Annotated in this window: 15 protein-coding genes; 10 read left to right on the top strand and 5 right to left on the bottom strand. The window is 57.2% G+C overall.

Annotated features, from left to right (window positions below; all coding sequences use genetic code 11):
• Positions 1-251: 251 nt before the first annotated feature.
• The 3 genes from HMPREF2547_RS03290 to HMPREF2547_RS03280 are packed head-to-tail and all read right to left on the bottom strand — an operon-like array spanning position 252 to position 2,722.
• Entirely contained in the window at positions 252-692 is a 441-nt protein-coding gene (locus HMPREF2547_RS03290) for a hypothetical protein (protein ID WP_016422649.1), read from the bottom strand.
• Positions 693-731: 39 nt separating this feature from the next.
• Positions 732-2,477: a DEAD/DEAH box helicase gene (locus HMPREF2547_RS03285; RefSeq protein ID WP_048733265.1), complete on the bottom strand. Its 1,746-nt coding sequence runs from the start codon at positions 2,475-2,477 to the stop codon at positions 732-734.
• The gene (locus HMPREF2547_RS03280; RefSeq protein ID WP_005509477.1) at positions 2,474-2,722 is read right to left on the bottom strand and encodes a DUF3039 domain-containing protein; all 249 of its coding nucleotides are present in this window, start codon (positions 2,720-2,722) and stop codon (positions 2,474-2,476) included. The genes HMPREF2547_RS03285 and HMPREF2547_RS03280 overlap by 4 nt, the downstream gene beginning before the upstream one ends.
• Before the next feature lie 174 nt (positions 2,723-2,896).
• Between HMPREF2547_RS03280 and HMPREF2547_RS03275 the strand changes: the two genes are divergently transcribed.
• From HMPREF2547_RS03275 to galE, 6 genes are all read left to right on the top strand, one after another.
• The gene (locus tag HMPREF2547_RS03275) at positions 2,897-3,436 is read left to right on the top strand and encodes a DUF3099 domain-containing protein (RefSeq protein WP_016422647.1); all 540 of its coding nucleotides are present in this window, start codon (positions 2,897-2,899) and stop codon (positions 3,434-3,436) included.
• A 38-nt stretch (positions 3,437-3,474) separates the two neighbouring features.
• Entirely contained in the window at positions 3,475-5,040 is a 1,566-nt protein-coding gene (locus tag HMPREF2547_RS03270; RefSeq protein WP_070604692.1) for a DUF7782 domain-containing protein, read from the top strand.
• Positions 5,041-5,475, top strand: a complete 435-nt coding sequence (gene dtd, locus HMPREF2547_RS03265; protein ID WP_016422645.1) for a D-aminoacyl-tRNA deacylase — start codon at positions 5,041-5,043, stop codon at positions 5,473-5,475.
• 136 nt (positions 5,476-5,611) lie between these two features.
• Entirely contained in the window at positions 5,612-6,601 is a 990-nt protein-coding gene (locus HMPREF2547_RS03260; RefSeq protein WP_016422644.1) for a sigma-70 family RNA polymerase sigma factor, read from the top strand.
• A gap of 303 nt (positions 6,602-6,904) precedes the next feature.
• Positions 6,905-7,585 (top strand): iron-dependent transcriptional repressor DtxR, encoded by a 681-nt coding sequence (locus tag HMPREF2547_RS03255; RefSeq protein ID WP_016422643.1) that lies wholly within the window; start codon positions 6,905-6,907, stop codon positions 7,583-7,585.
• Entirely contained in the window at positions 7,582-8,565 is a 984-nt protein-coding gene (galE, locus tag HMPREF2547_RS03250) for a UDP-glucose 4-epimerase GalE (protein WP_016422642.1), read from the top strand. Before HMPREF2547_RS03255 ends, galE begins: the two co-directional genes overlap by 4 nt.
• A gap of 26 nt (positions 8,566-8,591) precedes the next feature.
• Here the strand turns inward: galE and HMPREF2547_RS03245 are convergent, their stop codons facing one another.
• Positions 8,592-9,701 (bottom strand): DUF4192 domain-containing protein, encoded by a 1,110-nt coding sequence (locus HMPREF2547_RS03245; RefSeq protein ID WP_246819611.1) that lies wholly within the window; start codon positions 9,699-9,701, stop codon positions 8,592-8,594.
• A 229-nt stretch (positions 9,702-9,930) separates the two neighbouring features.
• Here HMPREF2547_RS03245 and HMPREF2547_RS03240 point away from each other — a divergent pair, with 229 nt between their 5' ends.
• Positions 9,931-11,133, top strand: coding sequence for a PAC2 family protein (locus tag HMPREF2547_RS03240; RefSeq protein ID WP_070604689.1), 1,203 nt, complete (start codon positions 9,931-9,933; stop codon positions 11,131-11,133).
• Between the two features lie 42 nt (positions 11,134-11,175).
• Positions 11,176-13,695 carry a DEAD/DEAH box helicase gene (locus HMPREF2547_RS03235; RefSeq protein ID WP_101687551.1) on the top strand — a complete coding sequence of 840 codons (2,520 nt, stop codon included), beginning with the start codon at positions 11,176-11,178 and terminating at the stop codon, positions 13,693-13,695.
• A 78-nt stretch (positions 13,696-13,773) separates the two neighbouring features.
• Here the strand turns inward: HMPREF2547_RS03235 and HMPREF2547_RS03230 are convergent, their stop codons facing one another.
• Positions 13,774-14,706, bottom strand: a complete 933-nt coding sequence (locus tag HMPREF2547_RS03230; RefSeq protein ID WP_048733293.1) for a hydrogen peroxide-inducible genes activator — start codon at positions 14,704-14,706, stop codon at positions 13,774-13,776.
• A gap of 105 nt (positions 14,707-14,811) precedes the next feature.
• Between HMPREF2547_RS03230 and HMPREF2547_RS03225 the strand changes: the two genes are divergently transcribed.
• Both HMPREF2547_RS03225 and HMPREF2547_RS03220 read left to right on the top strand, forming a co-directional pair.
• Positions 14,812-15,408 (top strand): peroxiredoxin, encoded by a 597-nt coding sequence (locus tag HMPREF2547_RS03225; protein ID WP_016422637.1) that lies wholly within the window; start codon positions 14,812-14,814, stop codon positions 15,406-15,408.
• 5 nt (positions 15,409-15,413) lie between these two features.
• A complete protein-coding gene (locus HMPREF2547_RS03220) occupies positions 15,414-15,938 on the top strand; it encodes an alkylhydroperoxidase, AhpD family (RefSeq protein WP_016422636.1) in 525 nt (174 codons plus the stop codon).
• The last annotated feature ends 114 nt before the right edge of the window (positions 15,939-16,052 follow it).

Below are 16,052 nucleotides of genomic sequence, written 5' to 3'. Positions count from 1 at the left end.
ATCCTGTATTGCACGCATGTTCAAACGTTTACCGCATGTAGGGGATGCCAAATGTGGGTACTTTCTGACACCAATATCATTACCAACACTCGGCCAAATATGAGATTTCACTAAGAAACCCCCGGCCGAAACTGCAGGCAGTTGGGCTTCGGGGGTGGATTACGGGGTTAGCTCATTTCCTGATTGCGTATCTGGCGTTGACCGAAAACTCCGGGCACAAAGTAAGACCGCTATTGATGTCGCTTCCGAGCTCACTCCGATTGCTTCTTTGGCTGATCAGTACCCATCTGCTTAGAGATGCACTCGGCATACTCTCCAGAGGTGCGCTCGAACTTCTCACACTTCGACATCGCATCTGATGTCGACGAATACAGCATCAGCGACACCACGGCGGCTGCAATACCCGTCACAATGCCGACCACGCCCAATCCGAACGAACCGCTGATGACCGCGTCTCCCCCGGCTGCCTGCACGCGTTTCTTGGCACTCATTGCCTTCGCCATCGCGATGATGCCCAGAACAATGCCAAAGACACCGAGGATGCCACCAACAATCATCCAGGACATCAAGAGTCCGCCGACGCCAAAGATCAGTGCCAGCACGCCAATAGTCCGACCGTCATTGCCTGGTACAGCTGACAAACCACCGCCGGTCAATTCCGACGGCCTCGACTTATCACTGCTTGCCGACATTCTTCTCTCCACCATAGATTGCTCAGTTCGTTTGAAACCCTACCAATTACGCAGGTAGCTGATGCGATCACGCAACTGTTCCTCCGTACATAGCGCAGTCGGCGGGCCACCACAGGCGCGCCGAACCTCGTTATGCACTTGACCATGTGGCTTACCGGTTCGCGCCGCTGTCATCGACACCAGCGTATTGAGCTCCTTCCGCAACTTCGGCAACACCTCACTGGCCACCTTCTGCGGCCTTGGGTACGCCGATCCTTCAATGCGGTGCACCGCGCCCCCTTCGCCTCCGCTTGACGACGATTCCCTCGCCTCCTCGCGGGCTTCCTTCTCTCGGGCACTGGCGGCTTTAAGCTGTTCATCCTGCCGCTGACGCAGCAAGAGTCGCATCTGATCGGCGTCGAGAAGCCCTGGCAAACCCAGATAATCGGCCTCTTCGGCGGAACCGGCAACGGTTGCGGTGCCGTAGGAGGAGCCGTCGTAGATGAGGTAGTCAAGTTCAGCATCCGCGCCAATGGATTCGTAGGCCGGCAGCAATTCGTCGGGCTCATCCTTGCGGCGATTGGCCTCAGCGACCAAGTCATCCTCCCAGCCTTCCGAAGGCCGATCCGGCTTGCCGAGCACGTGGTTGCGCTGCACCTCCATCTGCGAGGCCAAGTCGAGCAGCACCGGAATCGACGGCAAGAAGACCGAAGCGGTCTCCCCCGGCATGCGGCTTCGCACGAATCGTCCGATAGCCTGCGCGAAGAATAGTGGAGTCGAGGAACTGGTCGCGTACACGCCGACCGCCAGCCTCGGCACGTCCACGCCTTCGGAGACCATGCGCACGGCCACCATCCACTCATCGGTGGACTCGGAGAAAGTCTTAATTCGTTCCGACGAGCCCGGTTCATCCGAGAGCACTAACGCCACCGGCGTAGAGGCAATCTGCTCGAGAATGCGTTTGTACGCACGGGCAGTTGCCGCGTCGGAGGCGATAACCAGGCCACCCGCGTCCGGGATATGCTGCCTCATCTGCGAGAGCCGGGTGTGCGCTGCCCGCAGCACAGATGGCATCCACTCGCCCTTTGGGTCAAGCGCGGTGCGCCAAGCACGCGTGGTCTCCTCTGGACTCATCACGGTGCCCAGACGCGCAGCAAACTCATCGCCCGCACTATCACGCCAGCGGGCTTCACCGGAATAAGCCAGAAAGACCACCGGGCGGACAACGCCGTCGGCAAGCGCATTGGAATAGCCGTACGTGTAATCAGCGACGGAACGCGAGTAACCATCGCCGTCCGGCGAGTAGCGAACAAACGGAATCGCCGCGTCATCGGAGCGGAACGGCGTACCAGTTAGGCACAGGCGGCGTTCGACATCGCCGTAAGCTTCGGAAATACCGTCTCCCCAGCTCTTGGCATCGCCGCCGTGGTGCACCTCGTCCAGAATCACCAATGTCGGCCGAGCGGTGGCTACGGCATGGTGCTTAAACGGATGCACTGCGACTTGGGCGTAGGTCACAACAATTCCCTGGTAGGAGGGGTTTACCACACCCTTGGCGTTGGTGAATTTGGGATCCAACGCAATCCCCGAACGAGCAGCGGAAGCAGCCCACTGCACTTTCAGGTGCTCAGTGGGAACCACGACGATGATGCGCTCGACGATCCGGCGCGACAGCAACTCACTGGCGATACGCAGGGCGAAGGTCGTCTTACCTGCGCCCGGTGTCGCCACTGCAAGGAAGTCCTTGGGGTTAGTCGCCAGGTATTTGTCGAGAGCCTCCTGCTGCCATTTACGAAGCCCGCTCACTTGCGACGCAGGGACTTGTAAATCCGCTCGCAGTCAGGGCATACCGGTGAACCCGGCTTCGCCGACTTCTTCACAGGGAAGGTTTCACCGCACAGAGCAACGACGTAGGAGCCGTTGACCGCGGAGTTCACGATCTGGTCCTTCTTGACGTAATGGAAGAACTTCGGGGTATCGTCCCTCGTCGACTCATCGACGCGGGTATCGGTGCGTTCAATCGTCTTTGTCGTCTTCAATGGAGTGCTCACAGATTCCAATTGTGCCCCATCGGTCAAATTATGCCCAGTGACCCAGGTGCTGGCCGCTGCTGACTGCTGCCTTCCACAGCCATCCACAACATCGCTACGACTACGCGAGCATGCGGCTGCAACGGACATAGCTAGTTGAGACGACCCCACGCCACAGGCGTATGCTAGACAACCATGGCGCGAATCAATGACCGTCGCGACTCCGCGCTGCCGAAACGCGGAAGTTCCCGGCGACGCAAGAAAGACGCGGCGTTGATTACCGACGCCCGCGGCTCTCGGATTCGCAACTATGACCACCGCCGCCACGTCTACGCGGCTCTGCAATGGTCTCGTATTCCGCTGCTGCTTCTTTCCGGCGCTTTTTATCTGTGGTGGGATGTGCCGTGGATTGCAGCGATTCTCATGGTCGTCTCCGTACCCATGCCGTGGATCGCGGTTGTCATCGCCAATGGCGTTGGAGAACCCGCTGACAAGCGTAAGCCGCGCGTCTACAAGCCTGGAGTTGTACGCGAGCAAAACCGCAAATGGGAGGAGCAGCAACGCCAGCGCGCCCTCAAGGAAGCAGAGATGCGCGCGCTCGGTTCTGCCGCCAGTACCGAAGACACCGACGCACCGACGCAGTCCGGTAACGAGACCACCTCAAATCCCTTCGATGACGCAAATGTCATCGATATGCCGGAAGACGACGATTCGTCGTCAAGCTCCCCTAACTAGCCCCTCCGCCCCGCTTTACGACGAAGGTAGTGCCTACGATGACCTTTTCCCCCTCCACCTTCACCCCACCGACTGATCAGCAGCTTCGTGATTTTGTCGACTGTGCGGAGGAATTTGCCACCGCGCTCAGGCGCCTTGAGTTTTCCAGTAAGTCACTGCGTCGAGTCCTAGGCGCCGAGGGACTGGCCGCGCTGGACCGCGGTGAGCCCGGCGTTGTCGATGTTCTACTTACCGAAACTGAGGGCGTTTCTGCGGACACTGTGACCGCGTTGCGTCTTTTCATCCTGGGCGATTTCGCCGACGCACAGCAGCTATTTGGGGCTGAGCTGACAGCCAAGTTACTGGGCAGCGGCATACTTGCCGGCACCGCCACCAACGCACAGGTGTGTATCGATGTGCGCCCGGTCGAGATTGCGGGAGTCGACCGTATTGTCTTTTCCGACCGCGATGCCTCTATGAGCGATCACGTTCCTGGACCCGATCATGTCTTGGGCGTAGGGCGGGCTTCCCGCTCCCTCCTCGATATTTCGCCGACCTCGGCGGTGGAATCCGTACTCGACCTCGGTGCCGGTTGTGGCGTCCAGAGTCTTGCCCAGCCGGATGCAAAGTCGATTGTCGCGACGGACATTCACCCCCGGGCGCTGTTTTTTGCCCGCGCTACTTTCGCCGCAAATGGCTTCGACCAGGCGCAGGCCGTCGAAGGTTCGTGGTTTGAACCGGTTGCAGGCAAGAAGTTTGACCGCATTGTGGCGAACCCGCCGTTCGTCGTAGGGCTGCCAAGTGTGGAACATGTTTACCGTGACTCAGGATTGAATCTGGACGGTGCCACCGAACTTATGATCCGCGGTCTGGCCGACCATCTCACCGACGGCGGCACGGCGCATCTGCTCGGTGCTTGGGCCCATATCGAAGGCGAAAGTTGGCAACAGCGCATCGCCTCTTGGCTCCCTGCTGAAGGCCTCGAAGTGTGGGTAACACAACGAGATGTCGCCACGCCGGCGGAATACATCGGCACCTGGCTTCGAGACGAGTCCATCGACCCCCGCAGCCCAGAAGGCTGCGAGCGCTCCCGTGCCTGGCTGGAGCACTTCCGCAACAGCGGCGTGACAGGCATCGGGTTCGGCTACATCACAGTCCAACGCATTGCCGGCCCGACTTCCGCCGTGTGCGAAGAAATGCCGCAGCCTTTGGCCGCTCCCTTCGGCGCCGAAGCCCAGGAGTATCTCGGCCGCGCCGAATGGCTTCGCGCACAAACTGCTAACACCATCCTCGAAGCTGCCTTTACTGTGCGACCCGGCGTCGCCTTAGAACGCGTTTCGCTTGCCGACGTCGACAGCGGCCAGGGCTTCACTGAGTTCGATACGCGCATCTCACGCACCGACGGCCCCGCCTGGACACACTCAATCGATGAGTCCGTCGCAACCATCCTGGGTGCACTGCATCCCGAAGCTGCCCTGGGCTCCGTCATCGACATCATGGCAATGTTTGGAGCCTTTGATGAGTCCGAAGTCCCTGCAATCAAGGACGCCCTAGTTCCCATCGTCGTTGACTTGGTTCGCCATGGTCTGATTCTCCCCGCCGAGCTCTTGGAGGATAAACAGTAAATGAAAGCCGTTCTCACCCGAGTTAAATCCGCGTCAGTCACTGTCGACGGCTCCGTTGTTGGCCACGTTGACGGAGGCGATACCGGCGCCATTTTGGCGCTCGTAGGTGTTGGCCGCGAGGACACTGCCGATGCTTGGGAAACGATGGCCCGCAAGATTGCGGAGCTGCGCATTCTGGATGGCGAGCTCAGCGCTGTCGACGCTGGCGCCCCGGTGCTCGTTGTTAGCCAATTCACGTTGATGGGGGCGACAAAGAAGGGACGGCGGCCGTCGTGGGTAGACGCGGCTCCGGGCCCAGAGGCCGGACCCGTCATAGAAAAAATTGTCGAGAACTTGCGCAATCGTGGCTTGACGGTCGAAACGGGACAATTTGGAGCGATGATGGAGGTCGCATCCGTCAATGATGGACCCTTTACAGTTCTCATAGAATGCTAGTCGCGGCAGTTTTTCTTAACATTATATTTGCATGGCAAAATTACCCTATTGACATTCATCAACTTTCACGGGAACATTTCCGTAACTCCGTGCGTTGTAGTTATCGAGTCCACTTAAAAATCCAGGAGGCAGATTCATGAAGAGTGCCGATATTCAAAATGACGAACTGGAAGGTCAGCCACGGGACAAGGGGCGCCGCACTGGCAATAACTCCAATCCGTCCGCCGATTTGGTTCGTGTGTATTTGAACGGCATCGGAAAGACTGCTCTTCTCAGCGCTGAAGAAGAGGTGGAACTTTCTAAGCGCATTGAAGCCGGTGTATACGCCGAGCATTTGCTGCAGACCGGCGCGAAAATGACCCGCGCAAAGAAGCGTGATGTCAAGATTTTGGCAAAGGAAGGTAAGGCTGCACGCGCCCACCTACTCGAAGCCAATCTCCGTCTTGTGGTCTCGCTGGCGAAGCGCTACACCAACCGCGGTATGCCTCTGCTGGATCTAATCCAGGAGGGCAACTTGGGCCTCATCCGCGCCATGGAAAAGTTCGACTACACCAAGGGTTTCAAGTTCTCCACTTACGCAACGTGGTGGATTCGCCAAGCTATTACCCGCGGTATGGCTGATCAGTCGCGCACCATTCGCCTCCCTGTTCATTTGGTTGAGCAGGTCAACAAGATTTCTCGTATCAAGCGTGAGCTCTACCAGCAACTCGGCCGTGAGGCTACGAATGAGGAATTGGCAGAGGAATCCGGCATTCCAGAAGCCAAGATTGAGATGCTGCTGCGTCAGTCCCGCGACCCGGTGAGCTTGGACATGCCGGTGGGCACTGATGAGGAAGCTCCTCTGGGAGACTTCATCGAGGACTCAGAGGCAACTGATGCCGAGGAGGCAGTTGTCGCTTCCCTGCGTCACCACGATGTCCGCAAGGTTCTGTCCACTCTCGAGATTCGAGAGCAGGAAGTTATTAAGCTCCGCTACGGTCTCGACGATGGCCTGCCCCGCACGCTGGATCAGATTGGCCGCCACTTTGGCCTGTCTCGAGAGCGCGTCCGCCAGATTGAGCGGGAAGTTATGTCCAAGCTCCGCGAGGGTGACCGTGCTGACAAGCTGCGTGAGTACGCAAACTAACGCCACATGGCGGTGACATCGATAGGGTTCCTAATTTCAGCCCTGAGATAGAGCTGGACTTCAATGCCGACCCCGTGCCGGAGTTTCATCCACACTGGCGGTCGGCGTTTTCGTCTGCACGTCGAACTTTCGACATCGCGTACGCTCCCTTCCGTCTCAGCAGCGCCCACCGAACCAAGCTTTTCGCTGCCTAATCAGCACCAAAGCCACTAGATTTGCGAGCCCTAACATCTTTCTTGCGCAAGTGTGGTTATCCTAATACTTGAGTGAAAACTTTTAAGACTGTGTTATCGGAGGAAAACCGTGAGGGATTTGGTTGACACCACGGAAATGTACTTACGTACGATTTTCGAACTCGAAGAAGAGGGCATCATTCCTTTGCGTGCTCGCATTGCCGAACGCCTTGAGCAGTCGGGGCCGACCGTTAGCCAAACCGTTGCGCGCATGGAGCGCGATGGCCTTCTCGTAGTTGCCCCAGATCGCAGCTTGCAGCTTTCCGACGAGGGCCGCAGGCTGGCCACGGCTGTCATGCGTAAGCACCGCCTAGCTGAGCGCCTACTTACGGATGTCATTGGCCTCGAATGGGACAAGGTTCACGACGAAGCCTGCCGCTGGGAGCACGTAATGAGTGACGAGGTCGAGCGCAAACTTCTCGACGTGCTTGACTCTTACACACGCTCCCCATTCGGCAATCCGATTCCCGGTTTGGGAGACCTCGGTGGGACTCAGTCACCAGAGTCGTTAGAGAACGTTCGCCGACTGTCCGATCTAAACCCCGGCGAGTACACCGTTGAGATCGTCCAGATTAACGAAATCCTGCAGGTCGAGCAGAGCTACATGAAGCGTCTCCACAAGGCTGGAATTATGCCGGGTACTGAGGCACTTGCCGAGGTTGCCGCCGGCCGCGTGACTCTCGCCCGTGGTGATCATTCTCTTGACATTCCGGATACTCTGTCTCACGCAATCATGGTGATTATCAAATGAAACTCCTCGTCACTGGTGGTGCCGGCTACGTCGGTAGCGTGTGCTCGGCAGTATTGATTTCTCTTGGCCACGACGTCACCATTCTGGACAACTTCTCTGTTGGCAACCGTGATGCGGTGCCAGAGGGCGCGACCCTAGTCGAAGGCGATGTGGCGGACAAGGCCTACGAGGTTCTGTCCTCCGACAGCTTCGACGGCGTCGTTCATTTCGCTGCGAAATCGCTTGTTGGCGAGTCTGTTGAGGTTCCTTCCGACTACTGGCACAACAATGTGGGCCAAACCCTGAAGCTACTCGACGCAATGCGTGATACCGGTACGAATAACCTGGTGTTCTCTTCGACAGCTGCAACCTACGGTGAGCCAGAGAAGACACCAATTACCGAAGACATGCCAACCGCACCGACCAACCCTTACGGTGCCACCAAGCTGGCCATGGACTACGCCATCTCGTCTTACGCCAAGGCATACAACATCGGCGCTACCAGCTTGCGTTACTTCAATGTGGCGGGTGCCTGGGGCGGTTTTGGCGAAAACCGTGAGGTGGAAACTCACCTCATCCCCCTGGTACTGCAGGTTGCGCTCGGTCACCGCGACAAGATTATGGTCTTTGGCAATGACTGGCCGACTCCGGACGGCACCGCGGTTCGTGACTACATCCACATCAAAGACCTCGCCGATGCGCACGTCTTGGCACTGGAGTCCAACACGCCGGGAACCCACCGTATCTTCAACCTCGGTTCTGGCGACGGCTTTTCGGTTCGCCAGGTTATTGAGACCTGCCGTAAGGTCACCGGTCACCCGATTCCTGCTGAGGATGCACCGCGTAGAGCCGGTGATCCGGCAACCCTTATTGCCTCTTCTCAGCGCGCCATGGACGAGCTCGGATGGAAGCCCAATCATACGGAGCTGGAAACCATCGTCGCCGATGCATGGGAGTACACCAAGAACCTCGGCGACCGAGCCCACTCGGCGCACCGCTAGGTACTGCAGCACAGCTTGCAGGGTCGCTAATCAATACGCGGCATTTTCACCTTGTATACCCTGCGCAGCACCTCTTGTGCCGCACCAAGAATTGTGCCAACGCACCTCGGCACAATTTGATTGGCGACCGCAATTTCCAGCAACTGAGTCAGTGAATGATTCGGTTGCTCCCCCGCTGCCTCATCGAGAGCTGTTTGCGCATAGTTCTCCAGCCCAGCCGCGAACTTTGCGATGGCAAAACACGCTAAAGCGTTAGCACGCAGGCTGCCGCGGTGGACGATTGCGGCCTCGCGCCAGATTTCTCCCATTGATTGCGCCAACTGCGTAGTAATGAAAATCATGGACATATCGCGCAAGGTGACGTTGGTCAGTGCTGCAGCAATGGCATATCCCGCGGTTTCATCGCGAACCGCCTCATGTGCATCCATCACACCATCGGCCACGTTTTCCACGGCGGCTTTTAGCATGTCGAAATGCTCGATGAGCGCGGGATTGTCCGAACCAATTTTGAGCTTCCTAGGCTGCTCAACGGCTGTCGCTCGTTCCCGGAGGCGTTCAATCAGAGCCCTGTCTTTACTGTCGCGGAATTGGCCACCTCGAAAATAGCTGCGGTACTCCTCATAGTTTTTGAAAATCTGCTCTCCCTGCCGAGAGATTAGATTTGCATTGTCGGTCATCAGACTGTCACCGACAATGCCGACGATCTCTCCCTGCTCGTCCGTGACAACTTCCCCCGCAGCAATAGTGGCAACGCCCGCCAAACGCACCTCATGCAGGCCGCCTTCTCGCAGCCAGCCTGTAATAGGTGTGGAGTCCTTTTCAATCCCCCAGGATTCGTCGATGATAAACACATCTGCGTGAGTGCATCCTTCATCGAGCAGGAAGTCCGCGGCTGCCCGCACCAAGTCAGGATTGTTCTCCATCGAGGCCACATCCTTAATCAGCATCGGGCCAGCATGCGCTGTCGGATCAAACTCGACCTTGCCATCGATGAGATCTTCGACCTGATGATACAACGCCGCAATCACTACCTGCCCCCGCGGATAGAATCCAACGATTCCCGGCAGGTTCGTCAGAAAAACACTCGGCTCAATTTCAGGCTTTTGTCCTGCACCGAAGTTCTGTTTGTTTCCCATTAATTCCTTACCCCTTTTCCCCCATTGGAATAGCTCGACAGCGGACAATCCTCTCGCCATCTGGTGGCTCTCATTGTTATCGAATCCGCAACAGCCTTGCTTGTGCGCGACCGGAAAAATCGGCCCATCTGTGGACTACTTTCTACTTGTGGATAACTGGAATAGTTTCTGCGGTATCGTGGTTGTTTACTTCAAATGACGAAAAATGTGATGCAGGAGGTAGTCGTACGTGAGTGATCCGACCGACAAGCCTCAGGGCAATATGTACGAGGTAGTTTTTCCGGTTCCTGACGTAACGGGAAGCGAGGGCCATCTGACCCTGGTCATTGCACTTAGCGGTTATGCGGATGCCGGTAATGCCGTCTCGGAATCAGCTAGTTTCCTCTTGGATGCTCTCGAGCACCGTCCATTGGTGAACTTTTCTATCGACGAGCTGATTGATTATCGTTCTCGCCGTCCCTCTGTGACGATGAACCACGACCAGATTGTGGATGTATCCGATTTGAATCTGTCACTCAATGTGGTTCGCGACAACGTCGGTAAGCCGTTCTTGCTGCTTTCTGGCCCTGAGCCAGACATGCGGTGGGAGGCTTTCTCGACTGCCGTTGCAGAGTTGGCGGAGCGCTACGATGTCGGTCGGACTGTGTCGCTGTACTCGGCTCCGATGACGGTTCCGCACACCCGACCACTGGGCATCATCGCCCATGGCACAGATAAGCAGAAACTCGGTGATATGCATACCTGGGGAAACCGCGTCACAGTTCCGGGTGCTGCGAGCCTGAACATTGAGTACGAGCTCGCAAGCCGCGGTTGTGATGCCTTTGGTTTCACCGCACAGGTGCCACACTATGTCGCGGCCTCTGAGTATCCGCTGGCGTCACTGCGGCTGTTGCAGGAGGTAGCAAAACTAGCCAAGCTCGAGCTCCCGCTTGAGGCGTTGGAGAAGGAATCCGCGCGGGTGGCGGAGCTGCTCAATACGCAGACGAATGATTCCGGCGAGGTCTCTCAGCTGGTCAATCTTCTCGAGGAACAGTACGACCAGGAAGTTCAACGTCGTCAAGAGCTGGAGACTTCTCCCCTGCTTGGACCTAACGGCGAGATGCCTTCCGCCGACGAGATTGGCGCTGAGTTCGAAAAGTTCCTCGCTTCTCAACCGCTGCGCCCAGTAGAGGATTCTTCCTCGCTTGACGACGAGGCGGAGACCCCGGCCAACTCGGATTCCTCGGCAACTACATCAGAGGACACTGACGCATACTCGGAAGAACCCGAGTCGGCCTCGGCGGATGATAGGTCTGCGGAGTTTTCTGCAGACGGCACTGCCGAACAGCCTGAGTCAGAACAGCCTCGGGAAGAGCAGGCGGAAAGCGAAGAATCCGGTGAACCGGAACAACCTCGCCGTCGGCGCGGCTGGAAGCCCTGGTTCCGCTTCTAATCCGGGGTTACCGCTAGGGTGGGAAGCGTGTCACTATCTGAAATGCTTCCCGACCTAGCTGAGGTTCCAGAGTCCCTTTTCGACGATGCGATTATGGACTCGTTCATTGCCTGGACCAGGGATCAGGGCATCACGCTCTACCCGGCCCAGGAGGAGGCCGCTATTGGTCTCGCTGGTGGCGACCACGTCATCCTTGCCACTCCGACAGGGTCGGGCAAGTCCATGGTGGCTATTGCTGCCCACTTCTGCGCCCTCGCTCGTGGCCAGCGCAGCTTTTACACAGCGCCTATTAAGGCCTTGGTCAGCGAGAAGTTCTTTGCCCTCTGCGAGGTCTTTGGCGCTGAGAACGTCGGTATGATGACCGGCGATGCCACCGTCAACGGTGGTGCACCCATCATCTGCGCAACTGCGGAAATTGTCGCCAATATCGCCCTGCGCGACGGGGCCGACGCCGATATTGACCAGGTGGTAATGGATGAATTCCACTTCTATGCGGATCCCGATCGCGGGTGGGCATGGCAAGTGCCCTTGCTCGAGCTTTCCCGTTGCCAATTCCTGTTGATGTCCGCCACTCTCGGCGATACTCAAAAGTTTGAGACGGATTTGAAGGAACGCACGGGACTCGACGTCAACCTCGTTACAGGTACGACGCGCCCGGTACCGCTGGATTTCCACTATGTCTACACACCAGTTCATGACACGCTGGCGGAGTTGCTGGAATCCGGCAAAGCCCCAATCTACATCGTCTTTTTCTCCCAGCGCCAAGCAGCTGAACAGGCTCAGGCACTGACCGGTCTGAAGCTGCTGACGAAGGAGGAGAAGGAGCGGATTCGCGAAGAGATTGGCGATTTCCGGTTTACCACGGCCTTTGGTCGAGTTCTTTCCAAGTTGGTGCGCCAGGGCATTGGCGTCCACCATGCGGGAATGCTGCCGAAGTACCGTCGTTTGGTTGAGCGTCTCTCTCAGACTGGTCTGCTGAAGGTCATCTGTGGCACGGATACCCTCGGCGTCGGCATCAACGTGCCTATTCGCACGGTGCTGATTACCGGTTTGGCCAAGTTCGATGGCCGTCGTAGCCGTATTCTCAAGTCACGCGAGTTCCACCAGATCGCTGGACGCGCCGGCCGTGCTGGCTACGACACCGAGGGCACCGTAGTTGTCGAAGCACCTGAACACGAAATCGAAAACGCCAAGCTGCGGCGCCGTGCCGGCCAGGATGAGGCCAAACTGAAGAAGTTGCGGCTGAAGTCCGTTCCCAAGGGCGAAGTGACATGGTCGGAGAAGACCTTCGACAAAATCGTTTCTCAGCCACCGGAACCGCTGACCAGCCGCTTTGCAGTTACCAACGGTATGTTGCTCAACGTCATTGCACGTGGTGGCGATACCTACGAACACATGCGTCATCTGCTGCGCACCAATCACGACACCCGCCACCAGCAAAATGAGGCTATTCTGACCGCAATTGAGCTCTACCGCGGTTTGGTCAACGCGGGAATCGTCGTCACGCATGGCGAGGGCGATGACTGCCGCCCCGAGCTGACAATGGAGCTGCAGCGTGACTTCGCGCTCAATCAGCCGCTGTCGCCTTTCGCCATCGCCGCGCTCGAACTGTTGGATAAGGACAGCCCGAACTACGCACTCGATGTCATCAGTGTGTTTGAGTCAATTCTGGAAGACCCTCGCCCACTGCTCATCGCGCAGCAGAAAAAGGCACGCGGTGAAGAAATCGCCGCGCTCAAGGCCGAGGGTGTTGATTACACCGAACGTATGAACATCGTCGAAGACATCACATGGCCGATGCCGCTTGCCGACGAGCTGGAGGGTGCATTCGACACCTATGCTCAAGGTCACCCGTGGGTGCGTGAATTTTCGCTGTCGCCCAAGTCAGTAGTGCGCGAGATGGTGGAAAAGGCCATGACTTTCTCGGACGTGGTATCTGAGTACGGAATTGCCCGCTCTGAAGGTATTTTCTTGCGCTACCTCACCGATGCCTGGCGCACTTTGCGACATACTCTCCCACCGGAAGCCGCTAACGAGGAACTTCGGGACATTGTGGAATGGCTCGGCGAGCTCGTTGTGCAGGTGGATAACTCCCTGGTGGATGAATGGGCGCAAATGGCCGATCCGGACAAGCCATTGGACGAGGAAACTCTCAAGGAAGCGGCTTTTGGCACCGACGAGTCGCGGCCCCTTACAGGCAACGAACGTGCATTTACCCGTATGGTGCGCAATCTCATGTTTCGCCACGTGCAGCTCTTTGCCTTTGAAAAGGAGGAGGAGCTGGCCGACCTGGACAACTACCTCGACGATGCGCCAGATTGGCCTGCCGCAATGGATGACTACTTCGATGAATACGATGACCTAGGGATCGATGCAAAGGCTCGCGGCGGCGATATGATTTCGATTGACCGCAAGGCTGGTGAGGGCCTATGGCATGTGATCCAGATACTCGATGACCCTGAGGGCGACCACGGCTGGCGCTTTGAAGCGGACGTTGACTTGGCTGCATCTGATGAATACGGCGAGGTCAGGTTGGGATCGCTGCGAATTATTCAGGGATAAACGCGAAAAACCGGGCTGGAACTGCCAGCCCGGTTTTTGCTTATTTCGTACGCTATTGCAACATGCGCCAAGAGAGCTTTAGGCAACAGCGTCCATGTATGCCTGCCGTACCAGTTCAGCAATTCGATTGAACTCGCCGCCGCGTACCGATGATGCGCGGTGAACCAGCCCAATGGTGCGTCCCGGCCGTGCCGGACCTTCGAATCGTGCAACAGCCAGGCCGGGGCGGTCGGCCTCAATCTTGACAGCCGATTCCGGTACAAGCGACTGCCCCAACCCACCGGCAACACACTGCACGACGGTGGATAGAGAAGCCGCCCGTGTTTCCAAGCTGGAGGTCTCGCCGTGAACAGCATCGACCTTGCGACAAATATCCAACACCTGGTCGCGCAGGCAATGACCGTCGTCAAGCAGAAGCAAGTCCAAGTCCCTGATTGCCTCAAGCTTTACGTCTTCCTTACCTGCCAGCGGATGATCCTCTGGCACGACGATGTAGAACTCCTCGTCGTAGAGGTAAATCTCTTCAAAGGAAGGCACATCGGATGGCAGTGCCATGATGGCTGCATCAATGGTGCCGGAGCGAAGTGATTCGATGAGGCGCTCGGTCGGCTCTTCGACAATCCTAGGCTTTAGATCTGGCAGCTCGTCACGAACCAACTGGAGGAAGTTGGGCAGCACGTATGGAGCAACCGTAGGGATAACACCAATGGATAGTGGTCCGGACAAATCATCTGTACGGCCAGAGGCGCGAGCAACAATCTCGTCAACAATTTCAGATGCTTGGCGGGCATATGGAATCAGACCGCGACCGAGTGGCGTCACCAGCACTCGGCGAGTCGAACGCTCTACAAGCTGCACCCCCAGTCCCTGCTCAAGGGTGGAAAGCGCTTGTGACAGGCTGGGCTGTGAAATGCCGAGGCGGGCAGCGGCTTGACCGAAGTGACCGGTATCGGCAATCGCGACAAAGGCACGTAACTGAGGCAAAGTGGGCCGATAATCTCTATTACGCATACCTATAAGCCTACACGAGCTTATTAACTTTTTCCTCTTGACGGTTCGGGAATCCATAGGCATAATGGTGTGTGACCCCAAAAGGAATACATTCAGGAGGATTCCATGGCAATTTTGACTGTTGGCGACAAGTTCCCCGAGTTTTCTCTGACCGCTCTGAAGGGCGGCAACCTGCGTGATGCAAACGCTTCTTCTCCGGATGACTACTTCGAGCAGGTAACCAATGAGTCCTACGAGGGTAAGTGGAAGGTCGTCTTCTTCTACCCGAAGGACTTCACCTTTGTCTGCCCGACTGAGATTGCTGCATTCGGCAAGCTGAATGAGGAATTCGAGGACCGTGACACCGTTATTCTCGGTGGCTCTGGCGACAATGAGTTCTCCCACTTCAACTGGCGTGCAACCCACGAGGAACTGCTGGACATCCCGTTCCCGATGTTCTCCGACATCCGCCATGACCTGATGCGTGCACTCGGTGTCGAGAACGCTGACGGTGTTGCAGACCGCGCAACCTTCATCATTGACCCGGACGGCATCATTCAGTTCGTCTCCGTTACCCCGGACGCTGTCGGTCGTAACGTTGACGAGGTTCTGCGTGTTCTCGACGCTCTTCAGTCTGAAGAGGTCTGCGCATGTAACTGGCAGAAGAATGACCCGACCAAGAACATCGACAAGATGGACGTTCTGAAGCAGGAGCTGAAGTAACTCATATGAGCATCGATAACCTTCGTTCCGGTCTACCGGAGTACGCCAAGGACATGAAGCTGAACCTTGGCACTCTCACCCGTTCTACGGAACTTTCCGAGCAGCAGCTGTGGGGTACCCTGCTTGCATCCGCTGCTGCCACCCGCAACGAGACCGTTTTCTCCGAGATCGCCGAGGAAGCCAAGGAGCACCTGTCTGACGAGGCTTTCGAGTCTGCACTTGGTGCGGCCACCGTTATGGGCATGAACAACGTTGCTTACCGCACTCGCCACATGCTCGGTGATGACTACGCACAGGTCAAGTTCGGCCTGCGCATGAACATCATCTCCAATCCGGGTGTCGAGAAGGAAGACTTCGAGCTGTGGTCTCTGGCAGTTTCTGCCATCAACGGCTGTGAAGCTTGCGTGACTTCTCACGCAAAGGTCGTCCGCGATGCTGGTCTGACCAAGGAGCAGGTCTGGGAAGCTGTGAAGATTGCAGGCACCGTCTCTGGTGTTGCACAGGCTGTCTTCGCCGAGGCTACCCGCTAAATATTCGGAGCATAGGTTCGGCTTTTGATAGCCGAACGCTCCCCCGCAGAATTACCTGCTGACGAAATAGCGCCCAAGGAGGGTTAAGTAAAGAAAAGTGTGTCTTTTCCGGGC

The organism is Corynebacterium sp. HMSC055G02 (assembly GCF_001809065.1).
Lineage (GTDB): Bacteria > Actinomycetota > Actinomycetes > Mycobacteriales > Mycobacteriaceae > Corynebacterium > Corynebacterium jeikeium_D.
This window is presented reverse-complemented; position numbering and strand designations above follow the sequence as displayed.

What these genes read in the sequence shown, in the direction of transcription:
- HMPREF2547_RS03235 (WP_101687551.1), top strand. Translation starts at nt 11,176, where the DNA reads ATGCTTCCCGACCTAGCTGAGGTTCCAGAGTCCCTTTTCGACGATGCG.
- dtd (WP_016422645.1), top strand. Translation starts at nt 5,041, where the DNA reads ATGAAAGCCGTTCTCACCCGAGTTAAATCCGCGTCAGTCACTGTCGAC.
- HMPREF2547_RS03275 (WP_016422647.1), top strand. Translation starts at nt 2,897, where the DNA reads ATGGCGCGAATCAATGACCGTCGCGACTCCGCGCTGCCGAAACGCGGA.
- HMPREF2547_RS03290 (WP_016422649.1), bottom strand. Translation starts at nt 692, where the DNA reads ATGTCGGCAAGCAGTGATAAGTCGAGGCCGTCGGAATTGACCGGCGGT.
- HMPREF2547_RS03220 (WP_016422636.1), top strand. Translation starts at nt 15,414, where the DNA reads ATGAGCATCGATAACCTTCGTTCCGGTCTACCGGAGTACGCCAAGGAC.
- HMPREF2547_RS03230 (WP_048733293.1), bottom strand. Translation starts at nt 14,706, where the DNA reads ATGCGTAATAGAGATTATCGGCCCACTTTGCCTCAGTTACGTGCCTTT.
- HMPREF2547_RS03260 (WP_016422644.1), top strand. Translation starts at nt 5,612, where the DNA reads ATGAAGAGTGCCGATATTCAAAATGACGAACTGGAAGGTCAGCCACGG.
- HMPREF2547_RS03225 (WP_016422637.1), top strand. Translation starts at nt 14,812, where the DNA reads ATGGCAATTTTGACTGTTGGCGACAAGTTCCCCGAGTTTTCTCTGACC.
- galE (WP_016422642.1), top strand. Translation starts at nt 7,582, where the DNA reads ATGAAACTCCTCGTCACTGGTGGTGCCGGCTACGTCGGTAGCGTGTGC.
- HMPREF2547_RS03245 (WP_246819611.1), bottom strand. Translation starts at nt 9,701, where the DNA reads ATGGGAAACAAACAGAACTTCGGTGCAGGACAAAAGCCTGAAATTGAG.
- HMPREF2547_RS03270 (WP_070604692.1), top strand. Translation starts at nt 3,475, where the DNA reads ATGACCTTTTCCCCCTCCACCTTCACCCCACCGACTGATCAGCAGCTT.